Below are 23,623 nucleotides of genomic sequence, written 5' to 3'. Positions count from 1 at the left end.
CATGAAAGCGTTGGCTTATGTCTTTATATTAAGCCAGCTAAAAGGAGAAAATAATGTCTAAAATGATTTATTTGTTGTCCTTATTTGCAATTGTTTAAAATAAAAAAGAACAATTAGCAGCATCTTATTTTTTTGCTAAGTGTTCTCTGAATTGCTTTGGTGTCTGATGATATTTGTTTTTAAAAATCCGATAGAAATAACTTACATTATCATATCCAACTTGATCTATAACAGAGGCAATTGGCATATCTGTACTTTCCAGTAACTCTTTCGCTTTATTTAAACGTTTTTCTTGAAGTAATTCTTTAAATGTAAAGTTGGTAGCCTTTTTAATCTCTTTACTTAAAGCATAAGCGGGCTGGCTTAATTTTGTGGCTAATTCATTCAGTGATGCACTCTGGAAATGTTCATCAATATACTTTAATGATTCAACAATTAAATAATGTTGTACAGGATTGTCTTCTGTATGTTCGGCCTTATCAGCGTGTTTAATTAACTCCACCATTAAAAGACCCATATACAATTTATCTGAAACTTTAAAGTAAAGGAATTGTCCATTTTGAGTACTGTTATATAAACTGTTAATTAAGAAATTACTAATTCTGTTTTCAGTCGTTAAAAACGAAAAGATAAAATCAAAAAAATGAGGTAAAATGATAAAATTAATAATAATGTCTTCTTCTGCACAAGCTTGAGTTTCATGCTCAATATGCTGGTTTAAAAATAACAGCTCCCCTTGTTGCAAATTTATTCTTTGATTCCCTACTTTTTGGTTATACTGTCCATTGTAAACATAATTAATCTCAATGTAGTCGTGTTTATGTTTAGGAAAATCCACAAAGCGTGTATGTTTTCGAACCGTAATCATACTCTCTTGATTGAGAAATTTTTGACTTTCTATAATAAAATTAGACTGATTGGTATAAATGTCTTTATTTATCTCTCTTCTGTTTTGTAGAATCAGTTCCTCTTCATCTGTTATCTTTAATAATTGATTGAGAAGATCATGTTGCATAGGTTTCTCCTTTGTTTATAATCTTACTTCATTGTTTATTAGACTTCTTCAACCAAAGCCCACATACCTTCTTTCTTATATAGAGTCTAACTCCATGCTTTTTAAAAAGAGACTACCTAAAGTAGTCTCTTTATTATTTCCCAAGCTCATAGGTTTGTACAAAAGTGCTTCTGCAAGAGTGGCTTTGACTCCTGTTTGTTCAATTATCTAAAAATGAATGATCCCTAATTCTATTGATGTTTTAATGGCTTCAGCTCTTGATGTCACATTTAGTTTTTGATAAATGTTTGTTAAATGTGCTTTTACAGTTCTCTCGGAAATTCCCATATCAAATGCAATTTCCTTACTCCGAAACCCTCTAGCTACTGCTTGCAAAACGAGCATTTCTTTTTCGGTAAGCAAGTGGTTGTCTGTTTTCAATTTTACTTGAGGTTCTTTGTGTACGGTTGATTCAAATACCTTTGAGGCCACATTTGATTGAAGTAAAATGTCTCCTCTAATGGCCGCTTCAATTGTATTAAATAAGTTTTCTCTGCTGGCATCCTTTAAGAGGTAGCCTTTTGCACCAAGCTGTAACCCTTGGATCATTAATTTTTCTTCATTATAAGTAGTCAGAATGAGTACAGGAACTTTTATTTGAAGAGTCTGCATTTCTCTAAGCATATCAAGCCCGCTCATCATAGGCATGTTGAGGTCAAGTAATACAAGGTCTGGGGATTTTTCTTTTATGACATCTATCCCCTTTCCTCCATCTTCTGCTTCTCCAACTACTTCAAATCTTTCGTCTGTTTCAAGAATTAATTTTAATCCTTCTCTCACAACATAATGATCATCAACAATCACAATTCGATAAGACACTGTATTTACTCCTTTTTCAAAGGTATGTTCACTATTACTTGTGTACCTTCATTTTTTTTACTTTTCAAATGGATCTCTCCACCAAGCAGCCGAACACGTTCTGACATACCAATGATGCCGTAATGTCCAAAAGTGGATTCTCGTTTTTTCTCATCAAATCCCACTCCATTGTCTGCTATTTCCAAATGGATGTGATCACCTTGTTGTACCATCACTAACTCGACATGGCTTGCTTTGGCATGTTTTGAAACATTCGTTAAGCATTCTTTTATCATGTAAACAGTATGTTCAATAAAAAAAGGTGACATATTCTGAGGTACAGATATCTTTGTACGAATTGGAATATTCGTTGCTGTCGTAAATCGATTTACTTCATTTTTCACTGTTTCAGTTAAATCGTATTGATCATGACGATCCTTCCGAAGATCATCAATCACCATTCGTGCCTCACCTAATGTTTTTCGCGCTTGGCTCATTGAGCCCTTGATAATGCTTTGAGCACGCTGGGTATTTTGATTCTCTAAATGTGCTTGAACAGCTTCCAATTGCATAATAATGCCTGCAAGCCCTTGTGCAAGGGTATCATGTAAATCTCTCGCCATTCTTTGACGTTCATTAGCAAGGGTTAACTCCTCCACCTGCTGATGTGCGAGTTCTAGTTCCTTTAGAAACGTTTGAGTTCGTATTCTAGCCTTTACTTGTCTAAAAAATAAGATAGAGTATGCAACGACCACAATAAGGATAAGAAATAAAATCGGAATGTAGACAGTCAGATCATCTGTATCATTAACCAAAATAAGAGCTAGAAAAAAAAGTACATAAAAACAAAGTCCTGTCAAAATAATCTTTAATGTATGATAATATACACCGATGCTTTGAGCAATTAATAACGGTAAAAGACCAATTAAAATAACAGGAGAGGCAGCTTGCATAGCTAAAACACAAAGTAAAATAACGATTCCTTGTATGAAGAAATAAATCCAAGGCTTCTTCTTAAACCAATAAAATGACCACCAGTGCAAAATGAGATGGATCGCGATAAGGCCAGAAAAAAACAAACTTGAAAGCGATAAAGATGCTGTTAAAAACTGAAAAATCATCGCTGCAACATAAACAAGAACGCCCCATAATAACGCGGGAATTCGGGAATAGATCATTTCATTAAATGGGTCTATCCGTTTCTTAACCATAAACTCTCACCTTCCAAACCCCATCATAACACGAAAAATACCGCCCGCCTTTTAAAGAGGCAATGGCGGTATTAGGATTTTAACATTTTAAAAAGAATACATTATATAATCTTCTTTTCTTTTTGGGCAATTGACTCTCCTTCAATATCAATATGCGGAAGCAATCGTGCCAGCCATTTTGGTAAGTACCAATTTGCCCGCCCTAATAGCATCATACAAGCAGGGATAAAGGTCATTCTAATGACAAATGCATCGAATAAAACCCCAAATGCCAATGTTAATCCCATTGTTTTAATAATCAAGTCTTGAGCAAAAATAAAGCTTGCGAAAACGAAAATCATAATTAAGCCTGCTGCAGTTACAACCCTGCCACTATGCTGTAATCCAGAAATAACAGATTTCTTTGCATCATGAGATAGAAGGAATTCTTCCCTCATTCTACTAACTAAAAATACTTCATAATCCATTGCAAGACCAAATAATATTCCTGTCACTAGTACAGGCATAAAGTTTAACAACGGTCCTGCTGCAGGTATTCCAAACAATGAGGCAAGGTGTCCATCCTGTAAAACAAAGACAGCAAAACCTAATGTAGCAGTTAATGTCATTAAAAACCCTAGTACAGCCTTTAATGGAACAAGGAATGATCTAAATACAAGAATCATTAACACAAAAGCAAATCCAATAATGACTCCTGCAAATTTTGGCAATGCTTCACTGAGTCTATCTGAAATATCTATATTCACGGCAGTAGAACCAGTCACAAGAAACTTTGTGTCAGTCACACTCGATTCATTTCGAATGTCTTTCACTAATTGCTTCGTTTCTTTATCCTCCGGACCACTTCTAGGTAAGATTGTTAACATTGCGTACTCACCCGATGGATCAGGGATCGCCGGCGTGATTTGTTTGATACCATCCATTTTTTCTAACAATTTTGATGATTCCTCGATGGACTTGGACTTCATCGTTTTATTTGCTTGAGAGGCATCTATGATGATGGCAAGTGGTCCATTAAACCCCTTGCCAAATCCTTCTGCTAAAAGATCGTATCCTTTACGTTCAGTTGTTTCTTTGCCTTTCATACCGTTATCCGGAAGACCAAGCTCCATATGAAGTGCTGGCCAGCTTATCAATCCTGTCAATAAAATGACACCTAGCATTATTTTACCCGGATGCTTTTGAATAAATCTTCCCCAGCCCATTGTTTTTTTCTCTTTTTTTGGCTGTAATTTAGAAAATAACTTATTTTTCCTAGAAGGACTCACCTTATCTCCAAGAAGCCCTAGTATAGCTGGAACAATCGTGAGGGAAACAAGCATAACAGATAGTACCATAAAGGCTCCCACAAGGCCCATGATACCTAGAAACGGTATGTCAACTAATACAAGTCCACATAATGCAACAATAACAGTGACGCCCGCAAATAATACAGCACTTCCTGCGGTACCCACTGCTCTAGCAGCAGCCTCATTCAAATTGTAGCCTTCTGCTAACAGCTGTCGATATCTTGAAATGATAAACAGTGCATAATCAATTCCTACTGCAAGACCAATCATCACCGCTAATGTGAGACTAAATGCAGACATGTCTACAAAGTTTGAGGTGATTAAAATGACCATCACACCTATTACTAACCCAATCACAGCCGTCAATATTGGTAATCCTGCGACCAAAAGTGAAGCAAATGTAAAGGCTAAAATCAAGAAGGCGAAGATAATCCCTATGATTTCAGAAATGCCACCTACTTCAATTTCAGAGAATGTGACGGAGCCGCCTAATTCCGTTTGGATGCCCGCATCTTTTGAAATCTTTATGCTATTTAATACTTTCTCTTTTGAGGATTCCTTTACCTTGTCCGCTTTCACTCGATACGTAATATCCGCATATCCTATTTTCTTATCTTTACTTATCGTAAAGGTCTCATATAAATCGGTTACTTGCTTAACGGCTTTATCCTTTTTAATTTCTTTTATCGTCTCATTAATTTTATGTTTCACTTTCTTTGCTTCTAAAGTTTCATCTTTAGGTGCTTTAAATATTAGACGAATCGTTCCCTCATCATCACCTGCTGGGAACTTCTTTTCCAAGAGATCCATCGCTTTTTCAGATTTTGTTCCTGGAATCGACATATCTCCATTAAATGAAACGCCTGTCCCTATTGTTGCTGCAACTACAGCTGCTAAAATAAGTAACCAACCGATTAACATTCGTTTAGGCTTAGTAAAAGCAAAGTTTCCTAAGTTATATAAAAATTTAGCCATTCACTTACTCCTTTTTCATCGAATTCATGATATTCACCTCTTTATTCTACGTAATGAAATAGTTGATTGAAATTGTACTTTTGGGCAAAAGGGATTGTACATTTAGGCAAGAAAAAGAGCATCTCTTTTGAGATACCCTTCTATTTATAGAGAGCGTTCATTTTATCTATATCATCATCTGGCCAATTCCGGATCAGTTGTATTAGTCATATCTGGTTATTTTGATTTAATTCCTGCACCACAAAGAGGTATGACGATTGTTTCTTTTGCTTCCTTTTTATATTTCATGTAGCCAGCAAAATTGACGGCAGATGTCACTTCCACATAAAATCCTTTCTCACTTAGTTTAGAGCGTGCATTCAATATCTCATCCTCTTCAATATCTATAAATGTACCATTGGTATCTTGTACAGCTTCTAGAATTTGTTTGGAGCGCGCCGGGGCAGCAATGGCTATACCTTCTGCCAAAGTTCCTGTATTCGTAACAGGCGATGCTGATTCCTCCGCGTTTTGATAAGCTTTCACGAGAGGAGCACAGTTTTTCGCTTGTATGGCAATGATTTTCGGTATTTTATGAATCAAACCATTTTCAAATAACTCTTTAAAACCGTAATATGCACCTAGGAGGAGAGTACCATTTCCAACCGGAATGATTAAAGTATCAGGTGCTCCGTTTACTTGTTCATATATTTCATAGGCGTATGTTTTTGTTCCTTCAAAAAAATAAGGATTATACACATGGCTTGCATAAAAAACGTTTTCGGCGTCTACTGCTTTTTGCGCCGCTGCTGCAATATCCTCTCGTGTACCGCGAATTTCTTTAATCGTTGCTCCATGGGCTTTTATTTGAGCGATCTTTTTAGGTGAAGTTTCATCGCTTAGATAGATGTCACATGCAATCTCGCAACGAGCTGCATAAGCGGCAATCGCCGTTCCTGCATTCCCGCTGCTATCCGCAATGACTTTTGATACCCCTAATTCCTTTGCCTTTGTCATTAAAACAGCAGCTCCTCGATCTTTAAAGGATAGCGTAGGCATCATATAATCAACTTTTACATAAATGTTTGGCTCATGAGGATCTAAAACGATTAACGGAGTTTGGCCTTCACCCATTGTCACAGATTCCCAAGTCTTTGACCCTTTTGAAAATGGCATGGTTTCAACATAACGCCATAATGAGTTTGGATAGTGATTCCAAGCCGCAATATCTATTTGAGGGGTATCTTTCACCAGGTTTAATACGCCGTTACAATCACATTTCCATAGAGTTGGTGTCATCTCATACTTTTTACCGCAATCGTTACAAATCAATTGATTCATCAATCATCAACCCCTTTGGATAATTTTTTATATAAAATATACTTTTTTATATATCATGGGCAAAAAAATATTCTAAATATAAGAAATAGCATCAATTTCAATTTTGAAACCAAAATGTAATTCATTCGTTGGTACAACAGTACGTGCTGGTTGATGTTCACCGAAAAATTCAGTGTAAACCGCATCTACTTTGTCCCATAGTTCAATATCAGAAATGTATAATGTCATACGCAAAATCTTTTCTTTTTTACTTCCGGCTGCTTCTACAATCATCTCAACATTCTTAAGTGCTTGTAATGTCTCTTCTTCAATGGGGCCGAATTCTTTTTCTCTCGTTTCGGGATTGATGGCAAATTGTCCTGAAACATAGACCGTGTTTTGATGAATGGTTGCGAATGCATAATGTCCATTGGATGTTAGATTTCCTACCTCAAGGATGCTTTTCATTTCGTTTCCCCTTCATTCGATTTATGTTTGATTTCATCCAAATAGCTATAGACGGTGACTTTAGAAATACCTAACATAGATGCGACTTTCTCAACTGAACCTTTCATTAAAAAGATTCCCTTTTCATCCATGAACCTTATTAATTCAATTTTTTCATGACGTTTCATAACTGGGTGGACACTGTTTTGAATGATCTGTTGAATCAATTGATCTACGATTCCTTCCACATTTTCAAGATCATCATTTGATGTTGTTTCATTCTCTTGAACTTCAACTTTTGTAGAAAGAAAAGTATCCATAAATTGCTGCATTTGATTCAATGCTTCAACATCAAAATTGATACAGAATGCCCCGATCACCTTTTTCTTCGAATCACGAATTAATGAAGTCGAAGAACGAATGGTACGGTTGTCTTCTGTTTTAAATGTATACCCAGCAAGATAATCTTCTTTAAAATCTTCTGATTGTAAAACAGTCTTTACCAAATGATCAAATGATTGACCGATTTTTCTTCCCGTCACATGATGATTGACTGTAAACATGACAGATGCTTGAGGGTTCGTTAAATCATGAATAACTACTTCACAATTTGGTCCAAACATTTTTGCAGTAGATTTTGCTAAAGGAATATAGCTCTCTAATAAATTCTTTATATTTTCCATGCTTAAGCACCTCAGTTGTTTATTCCACTAGATTATATAATTTTTTATATATAAAAACAATATATAGATTTTTTTATATACGATGAAAAAAGTTGAGAAAATTAAAAAAAAGCAGCCATTGACTGCTTTTTGCTTGTGCTCCTTTCTAATTGATTTCTTGCTGGATTCCATACAAAATGACTTCAATTCCCCACCTGAACCGTTCCATTGATACGGTATCACCTGCAAACATTTCTTCTTTTAGGCTATGGATGAAAGGAAACCGCGTTTTGTCTGCATCATGAAATGCTTTCTTTGTATCTGAAATCTGCGAAGAGCCATGTTTCTTCCAAGAGACCTTTTCGTATGCTACGGAAGATACGTATAACAGTAACAGGTCTACTCCCCATGCAGCAGATGTAGATTTGATCCCGCCTTCATGCAATGCAGCGAGAATATGTTCGGTCAATTGTAAAAAGTTCGTTCCTTGCGGGATGGTGGAAAGAGAAATTTCAGCAAGACCAGGTTTTTCGAATAACAGTAGGAAATAAGTATGCAATATGTCAAATAACTGTTCTTTCCATGTGCCATTCACTGAATTTGGGTAAACCATTTGGCCGAGACCATAATCCAATACGTAAGCACTTAGTTCTTGAAAATTGTTCACGTAGACATACAAGGATGCAGGTCCCGTATCGAGTGCTTTAGCCACCTTACGCATACTCATGCCCTCTAACCCTTGCTCCTTTAGTAGCTCATAGGCAGTTTTCACAATGAGTTCACGGCTTAAGGGCTCTTTAGCCGGCCGAGACCGACGACTTATAATACGACGATTTGAATTGTTCATAATCTCTTTATAACATGTCAAAGTCAAATAGTAAATTGAGCATCAATCACCGTTTTCTTGAAAAGAATTCATCATTTCAGCAAGCTTGATTGCAGCATCTTTTGAAAAACACAGCTTTAAACTTTTTTCCGATTCACGAGCTTTCTCCGATGAATATTCGTACATCCTGTCTTCGTATTCTTCAATAGCCTTTTCAATATGATGAGGATTTCGAACAATCGCAAGTGCAAGCTCCATTGCATCAAACATCGCCATGTTTACACCCTCCCCTGCGAATGGCGACATGACATGAGCGGCATCACCGATAAGCGTTGCTCCTTTATGGCGTTTCCATTTAAAACCGACAGGAAGCGTATAAATCCGTCTTGGAATGATGGCATCTTCAGCATAACGAATATAATTTTTCAGCTGATCGTCCCAATCACTAAATAACGCTAATAATTGTTCTTTTGCTTCTTTCGCTTGATGAAACGGAATACCACAAGTCTCAATCCAGTTACGCTCTACCATAAGGCTTGCATACACTTTGATTCGTCCATCTCCGTTTAACTGACCAATCAGTCCTTTGTGGTCAGCTAAAGCAAACATCTTACCACGTTTATTAAATGCAGCTAAATCAGGGTGGTTCATCTCTACGTTGAGGATATTCAGTTCCAGCATCGTGAGTCCGGCGTATTCAATATCAATATCTGTTAACAGAGGACGCACACGAGAAAAAGCACCATCTGCCCCAATTACAAGATCAACTGTCTCAACAACTCCGTTTTCAAAATGAAGCTCCGTCATGCCGCTTTCTAATGAAATGCAACTTTCTAGTTTATATCCATATTTGATGTTTTCAGCATTCATTTGATCTAACAGCAGTTCGCACAAAACACCACGATCAATTTCTGGGCGGGTTCCTTTTTGATCTGATTCCGTTTCTTCATCTAAATAAATTCTTCCTGATTTATCAAGTAAACGGAAATCTTCTCCTTCATAGCGGGCGTTCCTTTGAAATTCCTCATAAACTCCTGCTTCTTTTAAAGCTTTTTGACCTGTTTCTTCATGAATATCCAGTGATCCCCCTCTTTCAAGACTCTTGTCATGCATTTCTCGTTCATAGATGGTTGTTTGTATACCGTAATTTTGCAGTATTAAGGCGAGTGTTAGCCCCCCAGGCCCTCCTCCAATAATAGCGATCTGCTTTTGTTTCTTAGATAATGCCGTCATCGTATGCATCTCCTCTTCTTTATGGAAATCGTTTAAAGCCACATCACATTTATATTATAACGAACACCGTTCGTAAAGAACAGTGTTCGTTTAAAAAGTTTATTTCACAATTGTGTGTTTTACAATCGCCCGCCACCATATGATACACTTCAACTAGGAATGTGAAAGGATGTCGAATCATCACAATGATTCTTGAATCAGTCGTTTCCATTGTTCTAATTCTGAGTGTAAGAGGTGTTTCTATGAATAAATTATTGGCAATGTTGATATTAGGATTGAGTTTTAGTGGTGCCGCTCTCATTCTTTCTGTCCCTTTGTTATTCAAGTCCAAACCAGAACAATTTGAGCTGGTGTTTGCTGCTGGATCAGCGGGCGCTTTCGCAGTATTCGCTGTCTCATGCCTAGTTCTTCGAAAACAATTCAATCGCAAAAAAACCTAAACACAATCCGCCATTAGAATAATGGAGATTTGTTTAGGTTTTGTGACTTACCTTGATATGAACTTAAAGAATGTGGTACAAGCTGACCCCGATACTGAGAGCGAATAACACAAGTGCCGGGATTGCTTTTTTAAAGGGATCTTTGGCCAATACGATCAGAGTAAATGCAGCTGCCAGCATCGTGCCTCCTAACAATAAGCCTGATAATATTGCGATTGTTGGCATCCATATGCCGATCAGCATTCCAGCTGCGCCTATGAGCTCAAAGGCTCCGGTTAAAACATTAAAAAAAGCAGGTAAACCAAATCGTTTGAACTCTTCTGCCATTTTCCCTGATATAATTTTCGATCCTGTTACAAAAAAGAAAGCGGCCAATATCATTTGAAGAATAAGTATGAAAATCGTGATCACATCTTTCTAAGTTATTTGACTGAAACACTCCGTCCAAATGGACAAATTTTCAGCTGATGCAATTTATATGTCATAGCATATATCGGATATAAATAGTTCGTTACAGATTAGACATTTCAAGATTCATAGTGTGAATGAAATAATTTGTTTAAAAGTAATTTTAATTGTTGAGTCTCTTCATCGTTTAATTGCTTTGTCACCGTTTGATGTGCATCCATGACGACAGGAAGAATGGCCTTTTTGACCTCGTCCCCTTTTTCCGTTAAAAGTAGGTGATGTGAGCGCCGGTCTTGTTCATTATAGATCTTTTTGACAAGCCCTTTTCGTTCCATAGACTGGATCATTCTGACGACAGTGGTTTGATTTTTATCAATTCCTTCTGCCAATTCTTTTTGAGTAGTTCCCTTTTCACTACTCAGAATACTTATAATACTCCATTGTTCAGGAGTGACCCCGTAAGGCTTTAACCTGTTCGTAAAATAATTTGTCATTTTGAGATCGGTACGATGAACGAGATAGCCTATTAAATCTTGTAAATCCATGTAAACACCCTCTATGAAATTTATATGCTATAGCATTTATATTAGTGGAGCATTTGAAAATTGTCAAATCATCCATCTGCTTGCTTAAAATCAATCCCTGACAAGATATATGGCACTGCTGATTTGATAAACTCCTCTGATGATAAGTGCGAACTATTTTTTCTCCACTCAACAGAAGCTCCGTGAATTCCCCAACTTAAAAAAACAGCTGTGACCTTCAGAATTTGCTTTTCGACATTTGTATATTGATTGATTAACAATTGATAAAAAATAATTTCAAGCTGCTCCCTCACAATAGGAGCAAGTTCAGTTTCATATTCTACTTGGCAGCGGTTATGCAGAGATTGTTGAAAATTCGTTAGGGCTTTAAAAATATTGATAATCGTATCTTCATCTAGTTTACGATGATTGAAATGAATACTTTCTAAATTAATCGATAATACTTCTGATAGTGTTTTATCCAGCAAATCGTATTTATCCTCAAAATGATAATAAAACGTCGCTCGGTTGATCAAGGCTTCTGCCGTGACATCTTTGATCGTAATATCCTTAAATTCCTTTTTCGATGAAAGTTTAATAAAAGACTCCATGATTAACTTACGCGTTCTCAGAACCCGAGGATCTGTCTTTGGCTGCGTCATCTTATCCCTCCTCCTTTTTCAACATATCTATCAATCTGTTGGATAAACAACAAATTGAAGAAATTATTGGTGTTGGTCTCACTCATTGTGTCTTAAGATCTAATGTAATGCAAATGATTGATTCAAACAAATATAGGGAATAGTGTTTCCTGCATAATTTGAGGAGGTAAATGAAATTGAAAAACAATGAGATGTTTTGTGATATAGAAAGAGGTGTATGTGGTGTAGGTGAAGATGAGGATATCCAGGTCATTGATTTTCAACAGCCTAAAAAAACAATAACGCTCTATTATGTAACAGATCCGATTTGTTCGCATTGCTGGGCAATTGAACCTGTCCTGCGTCGATTTAAAGAGCAATATGGACATTATTTTCATTTCCAGACTGTGTTGGGTGGACTGTTAGAGAAATGGCATGATGGTCCAATTGATCCTGTAAATGGAATTTATAAGCCTGCTGATGTTGCTGGTCACTGGAGAGAGGTTGGAGAACATTCTCGCATGCCAATTGATGGTTCCTTAATGATTGACAATCCTGTTCAATCCTCCTACCCGCCCTCTCGCGTGTTCAAAGTGATTCAAAAACATCATGATGATGCACTAGCCTATACTTTTTTACGCCATGCAAGAGAAGCGCTATTTGCCTTCAATCAAAATATATCGGATATCACGGTGTTAATTGATATCGTCAACGACCTTGGACTTAACGGAGATGTGATAGTCCATGAAGCGGAGCTGCCTAGCGGCCAGGAATTATTAAATCAAGATTTCACTCTAGCTCGAGACCTTGGTGCTAGAGGTTTCCCAACGATCATCTTCGTCAACGAAGAAAATAAAGGAGTCAAAATTACGGGTGGCCGCTCATTTGAAATCTATGTTGAAGGATTAAAGCAAGCTTTAAACACTGAAGAACTTGAACCGAAAAAACGCCCAGCTGTTTTTATCCTGCTCGAAAAAGAAAAATTTCTATTTTCTAAAGAAATTGAAGTAATGTACGATGTTGACCAATCAGATGTACGGTCTTTTATGAAGAAAGAACTTCCCCAGCAGCAGTATCAAATGAAAGAAGTGCTGGGAGAACTGTATTTTACAACTTCGACATAAGGAGAATGACGATGGCACATTTATTACAGATGGATTTTAAGATGAAGGGCCCTTTCGGTGATGAAATGGCAAAAGAGTTTTCTGATTTAGCGAAAAGTATAAATGAGGAAGACGGATTCATATGGAAAATATGGACGGAGAATCCGGAGAAGAATGAGGCTGGCGGAATCTACTTATTCGAAACAAAAGAAGCAGCTGAAAACTATCTTGAGATGCATTCTAAAAGAATCACTAGCTTTGGAATAACAGACATCAACGCTAAAATCTTTAACATGAATGCTCACCTTACTCATATCACAAAAGGTCCATTAAAAACTCATCAAGGTTGACATACGAAAAAAAGAGCGGCTGATGGCTGCTCTTTTTTTCGTGTGATTTCATCGATTCATCCACTTTACATTTTCTTTTTTCTCTTCATTGACGACAAGTTGGAAGATATCAGGTCTCGAATAATGCCCCACTACATCGAAGTCGAATTGACTAGAAGAAATATCACGCAAATCAAGATCTGCCAGCAGTATCTCTTCCTGACCATAGACAGGTTCTTTTATATATTCGCCTAAAGGACCGACGATTGCACTCCCCCCTCGGCACATTTCATCAGGAGAAGATGCTAATTCATCATAGCAGGCTAAATCTTTAGGATACATCTCTTTATTCACATATTGATTACAAGATAGAACGAAGCATCGGCCTTCTGCGGCAATATGGCGAATCGTTGATTGCCATAGCTCCCTGGAATCTGCCGTAGGGGCTATATAGATTTGGACGCCTTTTGCATACATCGCTGCTCTAGCTAATGGCATATAGTTTTCCCAGCAAATTAAAGCGCCTATTTTACCATACGGTGTATCGAAAACCGGCAGTGTGCTACCATCCCCTTCTCCCCATATGAGTCGTTCAGAGCCTGTCGGCTTTAGTTTACGGTGCTTTCCAAGTAAGGTTCCATCTGGTCCGAAAAACAATACGGAACAATATAAAGTCCCGCGGCTTGATTCATCATCTCTTTCAATGACACCAATGACGAGGTAGACACCAGCTTTGCGGGCTGCTTCTCCTAATCTGTCTGTCGTTTGACTAGGAACTGGAACTGAATTTTCTAAGTAACGAAGCCAGTCCTTTCTTCCTTCTGGAGAACGGCTTCCTACAGTGGCGCCAAATGCTAGTCCTCTTGGATAAGCAGGTATAAAAGCTTCAGGAAATACAACAATATTGGCTCCTTTTTCTCCAGCCTCAAGTGTTAACGAATTGGCTTTTTCAGTACATGCTTCTCTATCCATAATGACAGAAGCAGCTTGCACAACAGCAACTCTACATGTTGACATCTTACCCCCTCCTTATTCTCAGTGTAAAAATAAACGTTTATCATGTACAATATATCATCATCATAATGAGTATGCCTTATTGGAATAATGGGAGGATAAAATGAACATACGGGACTTTGAAATTTTTAAAACAATTGCGGAATGTGGAAGTTTTTCAAGAGCAAGTGAAAAGCTTTTTATCGCACAGCCTTCCCTTACTAAAACCATTCAAAAATTAGAGAAAAAACTGGGTGTCATCCTTTTCGATCGGTCAAATCGAATTTTTAGGTTAACGGATGAAGGACAGCTTGTATATGAAAAAGCGATTGCGGTGCTTCAGCAAATGAATGAGTTGCAAATGGAGCTGGGTGATACCGAGACGCATATTCGCGGCCATTTAAAGATCGGTCTGCCACAAATAATTGGTACCTTTTTCTTTTCCAAAGTGGCAAAAGCTTTTACTAAAAAGCATCCAGATGTGACGCTCGAAATGATTGAAGAGGGCGGCTTGCATGTAGAAAAACTCGTTGAGAAAGGCGAAGTAGATGTTGCCTTTGTTGTCATACCTGCGCAAAGTCATGAATTAGAAGAACAACTCATTTTTGAAGCGCCGTTTGTGGCTTGTTTACCAAAAAATCACGCTTTAAAAGATGAACAACAGCTCTCACTCGAACAGCTTAAAGAGGATAACTGGATATTGTTTGATTCTTCATTTGCGTTGAGTCAAGTGATTTTAGATAGCTGCCGTAAGGAACATTTTGTTCCCAAAATCGCTTACAGCACAACACAATGGGATTTGCTTTTGACATTAGTTCGTGATGAACTTGGAGTGGCGATCCTTCCAAGTCCTTTAACGGATATGTACAGAGAGGACATTTGTGTAAAACCAATTAGCAGTCAATATATTCCCTGGAAAATTGGCATTGTCGTGAAGAAAGATCGATATAAAACACGTGCTTTGAAGGCTTTTTTAAAAATCGTTGCGGATATCTATTCTGGGGAACAGAAATAGAAACAAATAAAAAATCATCCTTCTTAGTTTCTATCATGGAGAAACTGAAAAAAGCCTAATTCCAAGGCTTTTTTTCATTTATCTGGCCATGATAGCACCGTTCAGCCATGCAATAGACATAAGACCATCAGATCATCACTTTCTACTCGTTTTCTTAATCAATTCCACGCCATCGTATGATAGATTTTCCACATGTACAGGCTTTTGCAGAATGCAATGATCAAAAAATGAATGTGAAATACACATTTTGATATAAGCGCTTTTCAAAACGATGACCACTCTCTTTATGTTTCTAGCTTTATGATATAATAACTTGTCAGTGCCAACCGCTTAGTGAAACCGAAATGAACTTGCTGGAAGGTATTCATCATTGGAAAAGATTCTGAAGAAATGATAGGTGATCACAATGAGAAGGCTTGAGTCTGGAATGTCAGTAGACAACGAAATATTTTCTGATATTGTCAGGTATGAACATGAAACGATAAGCGGAACGACCATCAATAACTCGAATGTTCATTCACCTATATTTTGGAGCTGTCAGCTGCGTCATCTTGTATTTAATACGTGTGATCTGACGAATGCGAGATTCTTTGCAGGTAGTACGATTGATCATTGTACGTTTATTCGTTCCGATTTGCGTTCTGTTGGAATTGCTAGAGACGAGGCTGTTTTTACGAATTGCGAATTTTCCTCCTGTGATATGAGAGGAATGACATTGGAAAATGCTGCGTTTATCAACTGTACATTTTATCAATGCAGGTTTAATGACCGCGTTTTACAAGCAGCGAATATCGTAAATTGTACCTTTACCGGTAAGCTGGTGGATATAACGTTTGAGGGAAATGGTAAACAAAAGCTGATTGCCAATTTTGAAAACTGTATTCTTGACGGTGTTCGCTTTACAGGCTGTGACCTGTCGCAATGTATTCCGCCAGCTTCCAAAAACCATCTATATGTTGAAAAGGTCTCCGCGCGTGTCAAACAGGCATTGCTGAAGATAAATCATGACCCTCATTCTTCTGACGAGGATCGGAAAGTACTGGTACGCAGCCTGCGCAAGCTTGAGCATATGGAACAATATATTTTTAACACGGCGCATATGGAGAACATACATGGGACTGATTTTGTGGAGCGATTTTTCAGTTATCTGGAATGTAACAAAGAAAACGCTTGATGCGTCCCTCTTCCTGCTAAGTCTAGGGTACATCAACTTCTAGTATATTTGAGTGGAATCAGTTCCCCGATTTTCACTTTGACTAGTTCGCCATCTATTTCTATATGGAAAAAGCTGATTTTTGTGACCATCAGCTTTTTCGTTATGCTCTTTTATAGCGGGCATACATATATCGAATGATTTTTGTGATGACAGAGGTACACATGCATAAAAAGGTCATCACCACGACCCAATACAAATTTGACATGTCAAACCCAGTATAGGCAAATATAAAAATAGTGGAGACTGCAAATGTGATGATAAGAACGATGTAAACTCGCTTAAAGATGCAGTAGCCAACAATCCCCCATACCAAAGATAACAAAGGCAGTGTAAATAAGATTAGCGCCATGGGATGAAGAAAGAAAACACTCATCATGTCACTCTCCTTTATGAACCGGTGAACAACCGAATATGTATCATATTAATAGGAAATCCGCACGTTGTAAACAAAAAATGGAATTTAAGGAATGTTTAATCTGAGGCGGATTGACATTCTAAATGTATGTCATGTTGAATGGAAAAAGACTGCTTTCAGTAAGCAGCCCATTTCGCTAAGCTTTCAAATATTCAAGCCGGAGCATTTTGATATGTGAAAAGAGCATCTAACTATTTATCACCTGAATGATTTTTTCCTGAGCGTCTTGTGCCTCAGGGATTGGCATGACGACAAATACATGCAGCATTTCTGGATAAACAAAGGTTTTCATGTCAATTCCTTGTTCTGTTAGCTTTTCATCAAGTTTTAGTGCATCTGGATATAAAATATCATGTGTTCCAATAAAATGAGTGATCTTCGCAAGACCGTTAAAGTCACCGTGAATTGGACTGATTATTGGGTCAGTTACCTTTTTATCTGCTGCCCACATTTTTGTAATGACATCTATTCCTTCTGGCGCTAAAATGGGATCTTTATCGGCATATTCAAATATAAGAGGATTGCTTAAACTCATATCAACACATGCAGATAATAAAATAATATCCTTCGGCTGCGGCAGACCTTCCATCTTTAAGAGGTGCGCAAGGCCAAGAGAGATATTTCCGCCCGCTGAATCACCCATGATCGTTAATTGATCGGTACTCTCAACTGTTTTTAGTATTTCTTTATATAGATTTAGAATTTTTGGATAGGTATCTTGGTAGCTGTAATGAGGTAATTTAGGGTAAATAGGAGCGATCACTTTGGCGTTAAGGGACCTAGCCATTTTATCCATGTACCACCAATGGAAATCGAGAGGCTGGTTTACCCAGGCACCACCATGTATATATAAAATCACCTTTTGTTTTTGCGACATTTGGTCATTCAATGTGAAAACCTGCATTCCTTCGAAAGTCTGCTCCTTTATCTCACTCTTTAATTTCACATCGTCTCCGATTGCATAAGGCTTTATATTTTCTATTTGAGACAGAAGATTTTTGGTTTTTTCGACACTAGCAAAACTCTCTTTATTACTTTGGGACGTGAATAATGTTTCAAATTGAATACTTTCTTCAGAACGTTCTCCATTAAAAATGTCGATACTCATTTTGTTTTCTCTCCTTTACTTTAAGCAGATATGTTTATTCGTCATCCTGATTCATCATACGAAATGATTTGAGATACACTTGTACTTCTTTCTCAGGAGTCTTTAATAAGTTAGATAAAAGGTCTTGTATGAGACGGAGACTGTCAATTTTCTTTTCAATTTCTTCATGTTTTTGATGTACAATTCTTTTTAAAGTATCAAGTTCTATGTCTTGACTCAGCATTTCCAATATTTCTTTTATTTCCTTTAGTGAATAACCCAATGATTTGGCATCTTTGATCAATTGAATTTTCACAATATAATCTTCTGTGTATAGTCTATAACCGTTCGAACGGCGTCTCGGGACAGGTAAAATGTTGTGTTCTTCATAGTAACGAATTGCGGCAGGGCTTATTCCTGTTTGTTTGGCAAGTTCTCCTCTAGTAATCAACTCCATCGTTACCCCTTTTTCGTAATTTTGTCTTTCTATATTTACATTATAAAGGTTGAAGTATACTTCAAGGTCAAGATACGTTTTCGTAAAAAACAAAACACCATCGCATGCAGCCGGTTAAGGCGCCCTGAGATGGTGTTTTACATCATTCAATTTGCTTTTATAGGTCTTCTCCATTTGATGCGATTACATTTTTGTACCAGAAGAATGAGTCTTTGCGGTAACGATTCAGTGTACCATTTCCTTGGTCGTCTTGATCCACATAGATCAAACCATAGCGTTTAGTCATTTGAGATGTTCCGCAGCTGATTAAGTCAATGCAGCCCCAAGGTGTATACCCCATTAAGTCAACACCTTCTTTTACGGCTTCTTTCATCTGTTCAATATGTTTTTTCAAATAATCAATTCGATAATCATCGTGTACTTTTCCGTCTTGTGTCAATGTATCCCTTGCACCAAGTCCATTTTCACAAACAAATAAAGGCTTTTGGTATCTGTCATACAGTTTAATTAATGAAATGCGCAGACCCATTGGATCGATCGGCCAATCCCATTGTGATAATTCCAAGTGTTCATTTTTAATCGGACTGTCAAACGTACCCGCTAGCTCAGCTGCATCTTCACGTGCTTCTGCTACATGGGACATATAGTAGCTGATCGCAACAAAATCAACAGTGCCTTCTTTTAAAATTTGTTCATCCTGCTCTTTAATATCCAGCTTGATTTGATTATCAGCAAAGTATTTTACCATGTATGTTGGATATTCGCCTCTAGCTTGAACATCAGGATAGAACATATTCAATTGATTCGATTTGACTGCCTGCAACTGATCCTCTGGTTTTGTTGTTTTTGCATAGGCTTCAATCTGGTTAATCATACAGCCAATTTGGACATCTGGAATGATTTCCTTCGCAGCCTTCACTGTTAAGGCACTTGCCACAAATTGATGATGAGATGCTTGGTAAGCAGCTTGTAATTTATGGTCTACTAGATCCTCTAAAATTCCAGCACCTGTATAAAGGCTATTGAGGTTCATATTCATTTCATTAAACGTAATCCAATATTTCACTTTGTTTTTATATCTTTCTAAAATCGCACGTGCGTATTTTTCGAACAATGGGACAAGCTCTCTACTCATCCATCCATTATATTTTTCTGTTAAAGTAATCGGCATTTCATAATGAGACATCGTTACTAGCGGTTCAATTCCATATTTCGCACATTCATCAAATACTTTATCGTAAAAAGCCAATCCTTCTTCATTCGGCTTGTCCTCTAAGCCTGTTGGAAAGATTCTTGCCCATGAGATAGACAAACGAAATACTTTAAATCCCATTTCTGCAAATAGTGCAATATCTTCTTCATAACGATGATAAAAATCAATTCCGCGTCTTTTTGGGAAATCAAATGCATCAGGATTTTCCTTGTACTTGTTTAGTTCAGCTGAACTCACATCGAATGTAAAGTTGTTCACTTTTCCTTGTGCGTAAGGATCTTTATATGCAGCGAAGTCTGAAGTTGACAGCCCTTTTCCGCCTTCTAAATATGCACCCTCTATTTGATTGGCAGCGGTTGCGCCACCCCATAGAAAATTATCTGAAAATCCTTTTTTTAATTCTTTCATTTCAATCATCCCTTCTATTTTGATTAATGAATGAGCATTAAGAGTTTATTTTCTCCTGCGTTGACATAAGAGTCACCTGTATAGATAACATCCAGGTACTTCGAGGAATTAGTGACGATGATAGGTGTCACGACATCTAATCCTTTTGATTGAATTCCTTCTATATCAAATGATAATAAATGATCCCCGATGTTGATTTCATCTCCTTCTTCCACCAATACCTCAAAGAATTGACCATTTAGGCTGACGGTATCAATCCCTACATGTATTAATAATTCAACCCCATCATCTGAAACCAAACCTATTGCATGTTTAGTAGGTGTAACGGTCACTACTTTTCCGGCAAACGGCGCTTGTACCACCCCCTTATCAGGTATAATCGCTACTCCCTTGCCCATCATTTCGCTTGAAAAGACGGCATCATTTACGTCAGATAAAGGAACGACTTTACCAGTTATAGGTGCTTGTATTTCATAAGGATTTACTTGTCTGGCAGTTTGTTGATTGACTGCATTTTCTGGATATTTAGATGGCTTTCCCTGTTTTTCCGGCTGCCCTTCATCCTTTGTGGCAGGTTCATTGAAGCCAAGAAACATAGTGGCAAGCAGTGAGACCAAAAAGCTCAGCGCTATTCCAATTAAAGCCAGCTGGAAATTATTTGTGCCTTTCATAATATAGGTTGGCAGAGATGTAATACCTGGAATTGAAAATGCTGTCGTTTTGACTGAGAATAAACCATAAAAACATCCGCCAACTGCGCCGCCTATTAATGAAGCATAGAAAGGCTTTTTCAGTCTCAGTGTTACGCCATAAATGGCTGGTTCTGTAATTCCAAAGAAACTCGGCAGCAATGTTGATAACGCCAAAGACCTTGTTTCTACTCGTTTTGTGCGAATGATGACCCCTAAAACGGCACCTGCTTGTGCCATATTGGCAATAAAGTTCATCGGAAGCAGCATGATATCGTAGCCAACTTTTTCAAAGCTGGCAAACGTGCTTGGGAAGAATGCGTAATGCATCCCAGTTAGCACAATTAAAGGCATGAGGCCTCCCATTAATAAACCTGCAATCGGTCCAGCAAAATGGAATAAAGAAGTGAAAAAGATCTCTAAATACTGACCGAAAACGTTTCCAATAGGCGCTATGAAAGCTAGTGTAAGAGGCGCCGTGATCATTAAACTCAGTACCGGTGTAAACACAATACTTAAGGATTTTGGAATCACTTTCGTTATCCACTTATCAATAAAGCTAAGGAGCAGCACTCCTAAAATAATCGGTAAGACAGAAGAAGTATAATTATTTAATGGGATACTCAATCCTAAAAAACTAAGTGGATCTGCCCCTTTTGCTGCACCTTCCACCATCGTTGGATACAATAAAATCCCAGCGAGTGCCATCGCAAGAGATTCTCGTGTTTTAAATTTCTTCGCTGCAGAATAAGCAATGAGGAAAGGTAAAAAATAAAAGACAGCATTTGAAAAGATTTGAAGTACAGCATAGGTAGAGCTTTTTTCCGTCATCCAGCCTAAACTAACGAACAAAGCCATGATTCCTTTTATCAATCCACTACCAACAATCGCCGGCAAAATCGGTGTGAAAATCCCGCTAATGACATCGAATACGACTTCGATTGGATTCATTTTTGACGTATTTTTAGCAGGAGTAGAATCACTGCTGCTCTCTCCAATCAGATGGTCGATTTCCTCATAGACTTCTGCAACCTTTGCTCCAATAATGACTTGGAATTGTCCGCTTTGGAATTGCGCTCCCAGCACACCGTCTACTGTTTTCAGTTCATCTACTTTCACCTGTTTTTCATCGTTGATATTAAATCTCAGCCTCGTAATACAATGCCAGCTTTGAGATATATTTCCGGTTCCACCAATTAATTTGATAATTTCTTGCGCCAATTCTTTGTTTCCCATGTCTTCACCCCTTCATTTTCACAAAAAAAACCTAAACAAAATCCACCATTAGAAAGACTTCTAAATGGAGATTTGTTTAGGTTAATGCTTTTTCATAACACGCCTAAAAGAAATCATTTATTCTGTTGATGTTTCTTTGTAATTCTTTCAATATGAATGACTAGAAAAACAAGTTCGTCTTCCGTGACATTCCAATTGAATTCCCGCTTTAACATTTCTTTAATAATTAAACCGCATGCATAGCTCTTCATATACCGATCCTGAATTAATTCTTTTAATGAATCATCCATTTGCTGCGGCGGTTGATTTGTTTCTTGTCTGACAATAAAATATCTCAAATGAGTGATAAACCTCGAATAATCTATTGATGATTTATCTAATACCATCTCGAAAATGTTTTGAATAATCTTAACGATTTCCTTCGTGAGATGGGTCATTTTGATCGTATCTCCCATAGACTGACCATCTATTTGAGCGTTTACAAAATGAAGGGCAATGAGTGAAGCCTCTGTATCATGAAAAGTAATTCCCATCATTTTTTGAATAATTTTAAGTGCTTTTATCCCAATTTGATATTCTTGATAATATAGATGTGGAATTTCCCATACAATAGGGTTTTCATATTCCATTTTTTCTTGATGCCTTTGAATAGAAAAGGTAAGATGATCAGATAGCGAAAACAGCATGCTAGAACCTAATTTTTTATTCAACATCTCTTCGCCCATATGAATGATTTTTTCAGTTAATAAAAGAATATCAGTTGGGATAGCGGCAAGTTGAGATTCTAATGGAGACGTCTGATCAGAATAAAATGTCTTACTGACAGCGCTCTCATCAAGTGTATCACCCTTTTTCTTCTTAAAGCCTATTCCTGTACCAAAAACTACTACTTCATTTTGAGTGTCTGTTAGAGCTAATACGATATTATTGTTTAAAACTTTAACGACGGTGAACATCTTCATCCCACCTTACCTAAACTGCTAAAAAAGCATAAAAAAAACACCAAAATCTCAGCAAACAACGTACAAATGTACAACATGTTTACCTGACTTGGTGGTGCCTGATGATATCAGTAACACTCCTGCATCGGTTACGACTTTATTGTAAACACAGGATAAACCAAAGTCAACTATTTTTTTCGGTAAAATAGATTTAAATACCTATATTATATTATGTCGTTTATAAATTATTTTAAAAGGTAAACATTTTTAAGGTTGCTGTAAGGTTCAGATTAATACGGATTAAGGTTGAGGTAGTACAATGTGTTTGTAGTCAATAAATCATAGAGGTGAAACGTTTTGAGAGAAAATAAAGTCTTGTCATCATTATGTTACTTCAGTATCTTTTTCGCACCATTTTTGTTCCCAATTATCGTCTATTTCTTAGGTCAGGACGAAGTGAAATATCATGCGAAAAAATCATTATGGACGCATGTCATACCTTATTTGATTTTTGGTATTGGCATCCTTGGTTCAGGTTTACTTGGTATGAAAGATATCAGCCATGCGGGGCCTTTCTTAATTGGGACATATGCAGTGACATTCCTTGTTGCCATCTACTTCTTCATTTGGAACATTGTGAAAGGCATCAAAGTATTTTCAGAATAAATAATTAGGTGAAAAAACGGTTCTGTTGTTGATCAGAACCGTTTTTTT

General features: G+C 37.3%; 25 protein-coding genes. 6 read left to right on the top strand and 19 right to left on the bottom strand.

Translation table 11 applies throughout. The annotated features are described in order from the left end of the window. Positions 1-124: 124 nt before the first annotated feature. The 9 genes from EV579_RS00270 to EV579_RS00230 form a co-directional block, all read right to left on the bottom strand. The gene (locus EV579_RS00270) at positions 125-1,015 is read right to left on the bottom strand and encodes an AraC family transcriptional regulator (RefSeq protein ID WP_133743772.1); all 891 of its coding nucleotides are present in this window, start codon (positions 1,013-1,015) and stop codon (positions 125-127) included. Positions 1,016-1,222: 207 nt separating this feature from the next. Next, positions 1,223-1,873: a response regulator transcription factor gene (locus tag EV579_RS00265; RefSeq protein ID WP_024427104.1), complete on the bottom strand. Its 651-nt coding sequence runs from the start codon at positions 1,871-1,873 to the stop codon at positions 1,223-1,225. Between the two features lie 5 nt (positions 1,874-1,878). Then, on the bottom strand, positions 1,879-3,063 hold the full coding sequence (locus EV579_RS00260) for a sensor histidine kinase (protein WP_133743771.1): 1,185 nt from the start codon (positions 3,061-3,063) through the stop codon (positions 1,879-1,881). A gap of 101 nt (positions 3,064-3,164) precedes the next feature. Next, positions 3,165-5,327, bottom strand: coding sequence for an MMPL family transporter (locus EV579_RS00255; protein ID WP_133743770.1), 2,163 nt, complete (start codon positions 5,325-5,327; stop codon positions 3,165-3,167). A gap of 216 nt (positions 5,328-5,543) precedes the next feature. Next, positions 5,544-6,647, bottom strand: coding sequence for a threonine synthase (locus tag EV579_RS00250; RefSeq protein WP_133743769.1), 1,104 nt, complete (start codon positions 6,645-6,647; stop codon positions 5,544-5,546). Between the two features lie 72 nt (positions 6,648-6,719). Beyond that, positions 6,720-7,094, bottom strand: a complete 375-nt coding sequence (locus tag EV579_RS00245; RefSeq protein WP_133743768.1) for a RidA family protein — start codon at positions 7,092-7,094, stop codon at positions 6,720-6,722. Continuing rightward, on the bottom strand, positions 7,091-7,756 hold the full coding sequence (locus tag EV579_RS00240) for a helix-turn-helix transcriptional regulator (RefSeq protein ID WP_024425163.1): 666 nt from the start codon (positions 7,754-7,756) through the stop codon (positions 7,091-7,093). Before EV579_RS00240 ends, EV579_RS00245 begins: the two co-directional genes overlap by 4 nt. Positions 7,757-7,901: 145 nt before the next feature. Then, positions 7,902-8,582 (bottom strand): TetR/AcrR family transcriptional regulator, encoded by a 681-nt coding sequence (locus EV579_RS00235; protein WP_208300724.1) that lies wholly within the window; start codon positions 8,580-8,582, stop codon positions 7,902-7,904. A gap of 42 nt (positions 8,583-8,624) precedes the next feature. Next, complete coding sequence (locus tag EV579_RS00230; RefSeq protein ID WP_133743767.1) at positions 8,625-9,794, bottom strand: FAD-dependent oxidoreductase; 1,170 nt, start codon at positions 9,792-9,794, stop codon at positions 8,625-8,627. A 242-nt stretch (positions 9,795-10,036) separates the two neighbouring features. Here EV579_RS00230 and EV579_RS00225 point away from each other — a divergent pair, with 242 nt between their 5' ends. Beyond that, entirely contained in the window at positions 10,037-10,234 is a 198-nt protein-coding gene (locus EV579_RS00225) for a hypothetical protein (RefSeq protein WP_056766646.1), read from the top strand. A gap of 63 nt (positions 10,235-10,297) precedes the next feature. On the opposite strand, the gene EV579_RS00220 is transcribed toward EV579_RS00225, so the two are convergent. The 3 genes from EV579_RS00220 to EV579_RS00210 form a co-directional block, all read right to left on the bottom strand. Continuing rightward, entirely contained in the window at positions 10,298-10,645 is a 348-nt protein-coding gene (locus tag EV579_RS00220) for a DoxX family protein (protein WP_279586120.1), read from the bottom strand. Between the two features lie 116 nt (positions 10,646-10,761). Continuing rightward, positions 10,762-11,187, bottom strand: coding sequence for a MarR family winged helix-turn-helix transcriptional regulator (locus EV579_RS00215; protein WP_133743766.1), 426 nt, complete (start codon positions 11,185-11,187; stop codon positions 10,762-10,764). A gap of 68 nt (positions 11,188-11,255) precedes the next feature. Beyond that, positions 11,256-11,828, bottom strand: a complete 573-nt coding sequence (locus EV579_RS00210) for a TetR/AcrR family transcriptional regulator (RefSeq protein ID WP_133743765.1) — start codon at positions 11,826-11,828, stop codon at positions 11,256-11,258. Positions 11,829-12,004: 176 nt separating this feature from the next. On the opposite strand from EV579_RS00210, the gene EV579_RS00205 reads away from it, so the two are divergent. Both EV579_RS00205 and EV579_RS00200 read left to right on the top strand, forming a co-directional pair. After that, a complete protein-coding gene (locus EV579_RS00205) occupies positions 12,005-12,931 on the top strand; it encodes a DsbA family protein (RefSeq protein ID WP_133743764.1) in 927 nt (308 codons plus the stop codon). Between the two features lie 11 nt (positions 12,932-12,942). Beyond that, entirely contained in the window at positions 12,943-13,260 is a 318-nt protein-coding gene (locus EV579_RS00200) for a monooxygenase (RefSeq protein WP_133743763.1), read from the top strand. Positions 13,261-13,308: 48 nt separating this feature from the next. Here EV579_RS00200 and EV579_RS00195 read toward each other — a convergent pair whose 3' ends face one another. Then, on the bottom strand, positions 13,309-14,256 hold the full coding sequence (locus EV579_RS00195; protein ID WP_133743762.1) for a carbon-nitrogen hydrolase family protein: 948 nt from the start codon (positions 14,254-14,256) through the stop codon (positions 13,309-13,311). 100 nt (positions 14,257-14,356) lie between these two features. Here EV579_RS00195 and EV579_RS00190 point away from each other — a divergent pair, with 100 nt between their 5' ends. Continuing rightward, positions 14,357-15,247 (top strand): LysR family transcriptional regulator, encoded by an 891-nt coding sequence (locus EV579_RS00190; protein WP_133743761.1) that lies wholly within the window; start codon positions 14,357-14,359, stop codon positions 15,245-15,247. 406 nt (positions 15,248-15,653) lie between these two features. Next, positions 15,654-16,421, top strand: a complete 768-nt coding sequence (locus EV579_RS00185) for a pentapeptide repeat-containing protein (RefSeq protein WP_133743760.1) — start codon at positions 15,654-15,656, stop codon at positions 16,419-16,421. Between the two features lie 142 nt (positions 16,422-16,563). Here the strand turns inward: EV579_RS00185 and EV579_RS00175 are convergent, their stop codons facing one another. The 6 genes from EV579_RS00175 to EV579_RS00150 form a co-directional block, all read right to left on the bottom strand. Beyond that, entirely contained in the window at positions 16,564-16,812 is a 249-nt protein-coding gene (locus tag EV579_RS00175; RefSeq protein WP_225315496.1) for a DUF2651 family protein, read from the bottom strand. Positions 16,813-17,065: 253 nt separating this feature from the next. After that, on the bottom strand, positions 17,066-17,986 hold the full coding sequence (locus EV579_RS00170; RefSeq protein WP_133743758.1) for an alpha/beta hydrolase fold domain-containing protein: 921 nt from the start codon (positions 17,984-17,986) through the stop codon (positions 17,066-17,068). A gap of 34 nt (positions 17,987-18,020) precedes the next feature. After that, positions 18,021-18,422 (bottom strand): MerR family transcriptional regulator, encoded by a 402-nt coding sequence (locus EV579_RS00165; RefSeq protein ID WP_133743757.1) that lies wholly within the window; start codon positions 18,420-18,422, stop codon positions 18,021-18,023. A gap of 157 nt (positions 18,423-18,579) precedes the next feature. Beyond that, positions 18,580-20,043 carry a glycoside hydrolase family 1 protein gene (locus tag EV579_RS00160; protein WP_024425177.1) on the bottom strand — a complete coding sequence of 488 codons (1,464 nt, stop codon included), beginning with the start codon at positions 20,041-20,043 and terminating at the stop codon, positions 18,580-18,582. Positions 20,044-20,066: 23 nt separating this feature from the next. Next, positions 20,067-21,968, bottom strand: coding sequence for a beta-glucoside-specific PTS transporter subunit IIABC (locus EV579_RS00155; protein WP_133743756.1), 1,902 nt, complete (start codon positions 21,966-21,968; stop codon positions 20,067-20,069). Positions 21,969-22,081: 113 nt separating this feature from the next. After that, on the bottom strand, positions 22,082-22,924 hold the full coding sequence (locus EV579_RS00150) for a PRD domain-containing protein (protein WP_133743755.1): 843 nt from the start codon (positions 22,922-22,924) through the stop codon (positions 22,082-22,084). Positions 22,925-23,266: 342 nt separating this feature from the next. On the opposite strand from EV579_RS00150, the gene EV579_RS00145 reads away from it, so the two are divergent. Further along, positions 23,267-23,575, top strand: a complete 309-nt coding sequence (locus EV579_RS00145; RefSeq protein ID WP_133743754.1) for a magnetosome magnetite crystal formation protein family — start codon at positions 23,267-23,269, stop codon at positions 23,573-23,575. The last annotated feature ends 48 nt before the right edge of the window (positions 23,576-23,623 follow it).

The sequence above is a fragment of the Bacillus sp. BK450 genome, from assembly GCF_004364885.1.
Lineage (GTDB): Bacteria > Bacillota > Bacilli > Bacillales > Bacillaceae > Bacillus > Bacillus safensis.
Note: the sequence above shows the minus strand (reverse complement) of the source record. Positions and strands in the feature narration are given on the sequence as shown.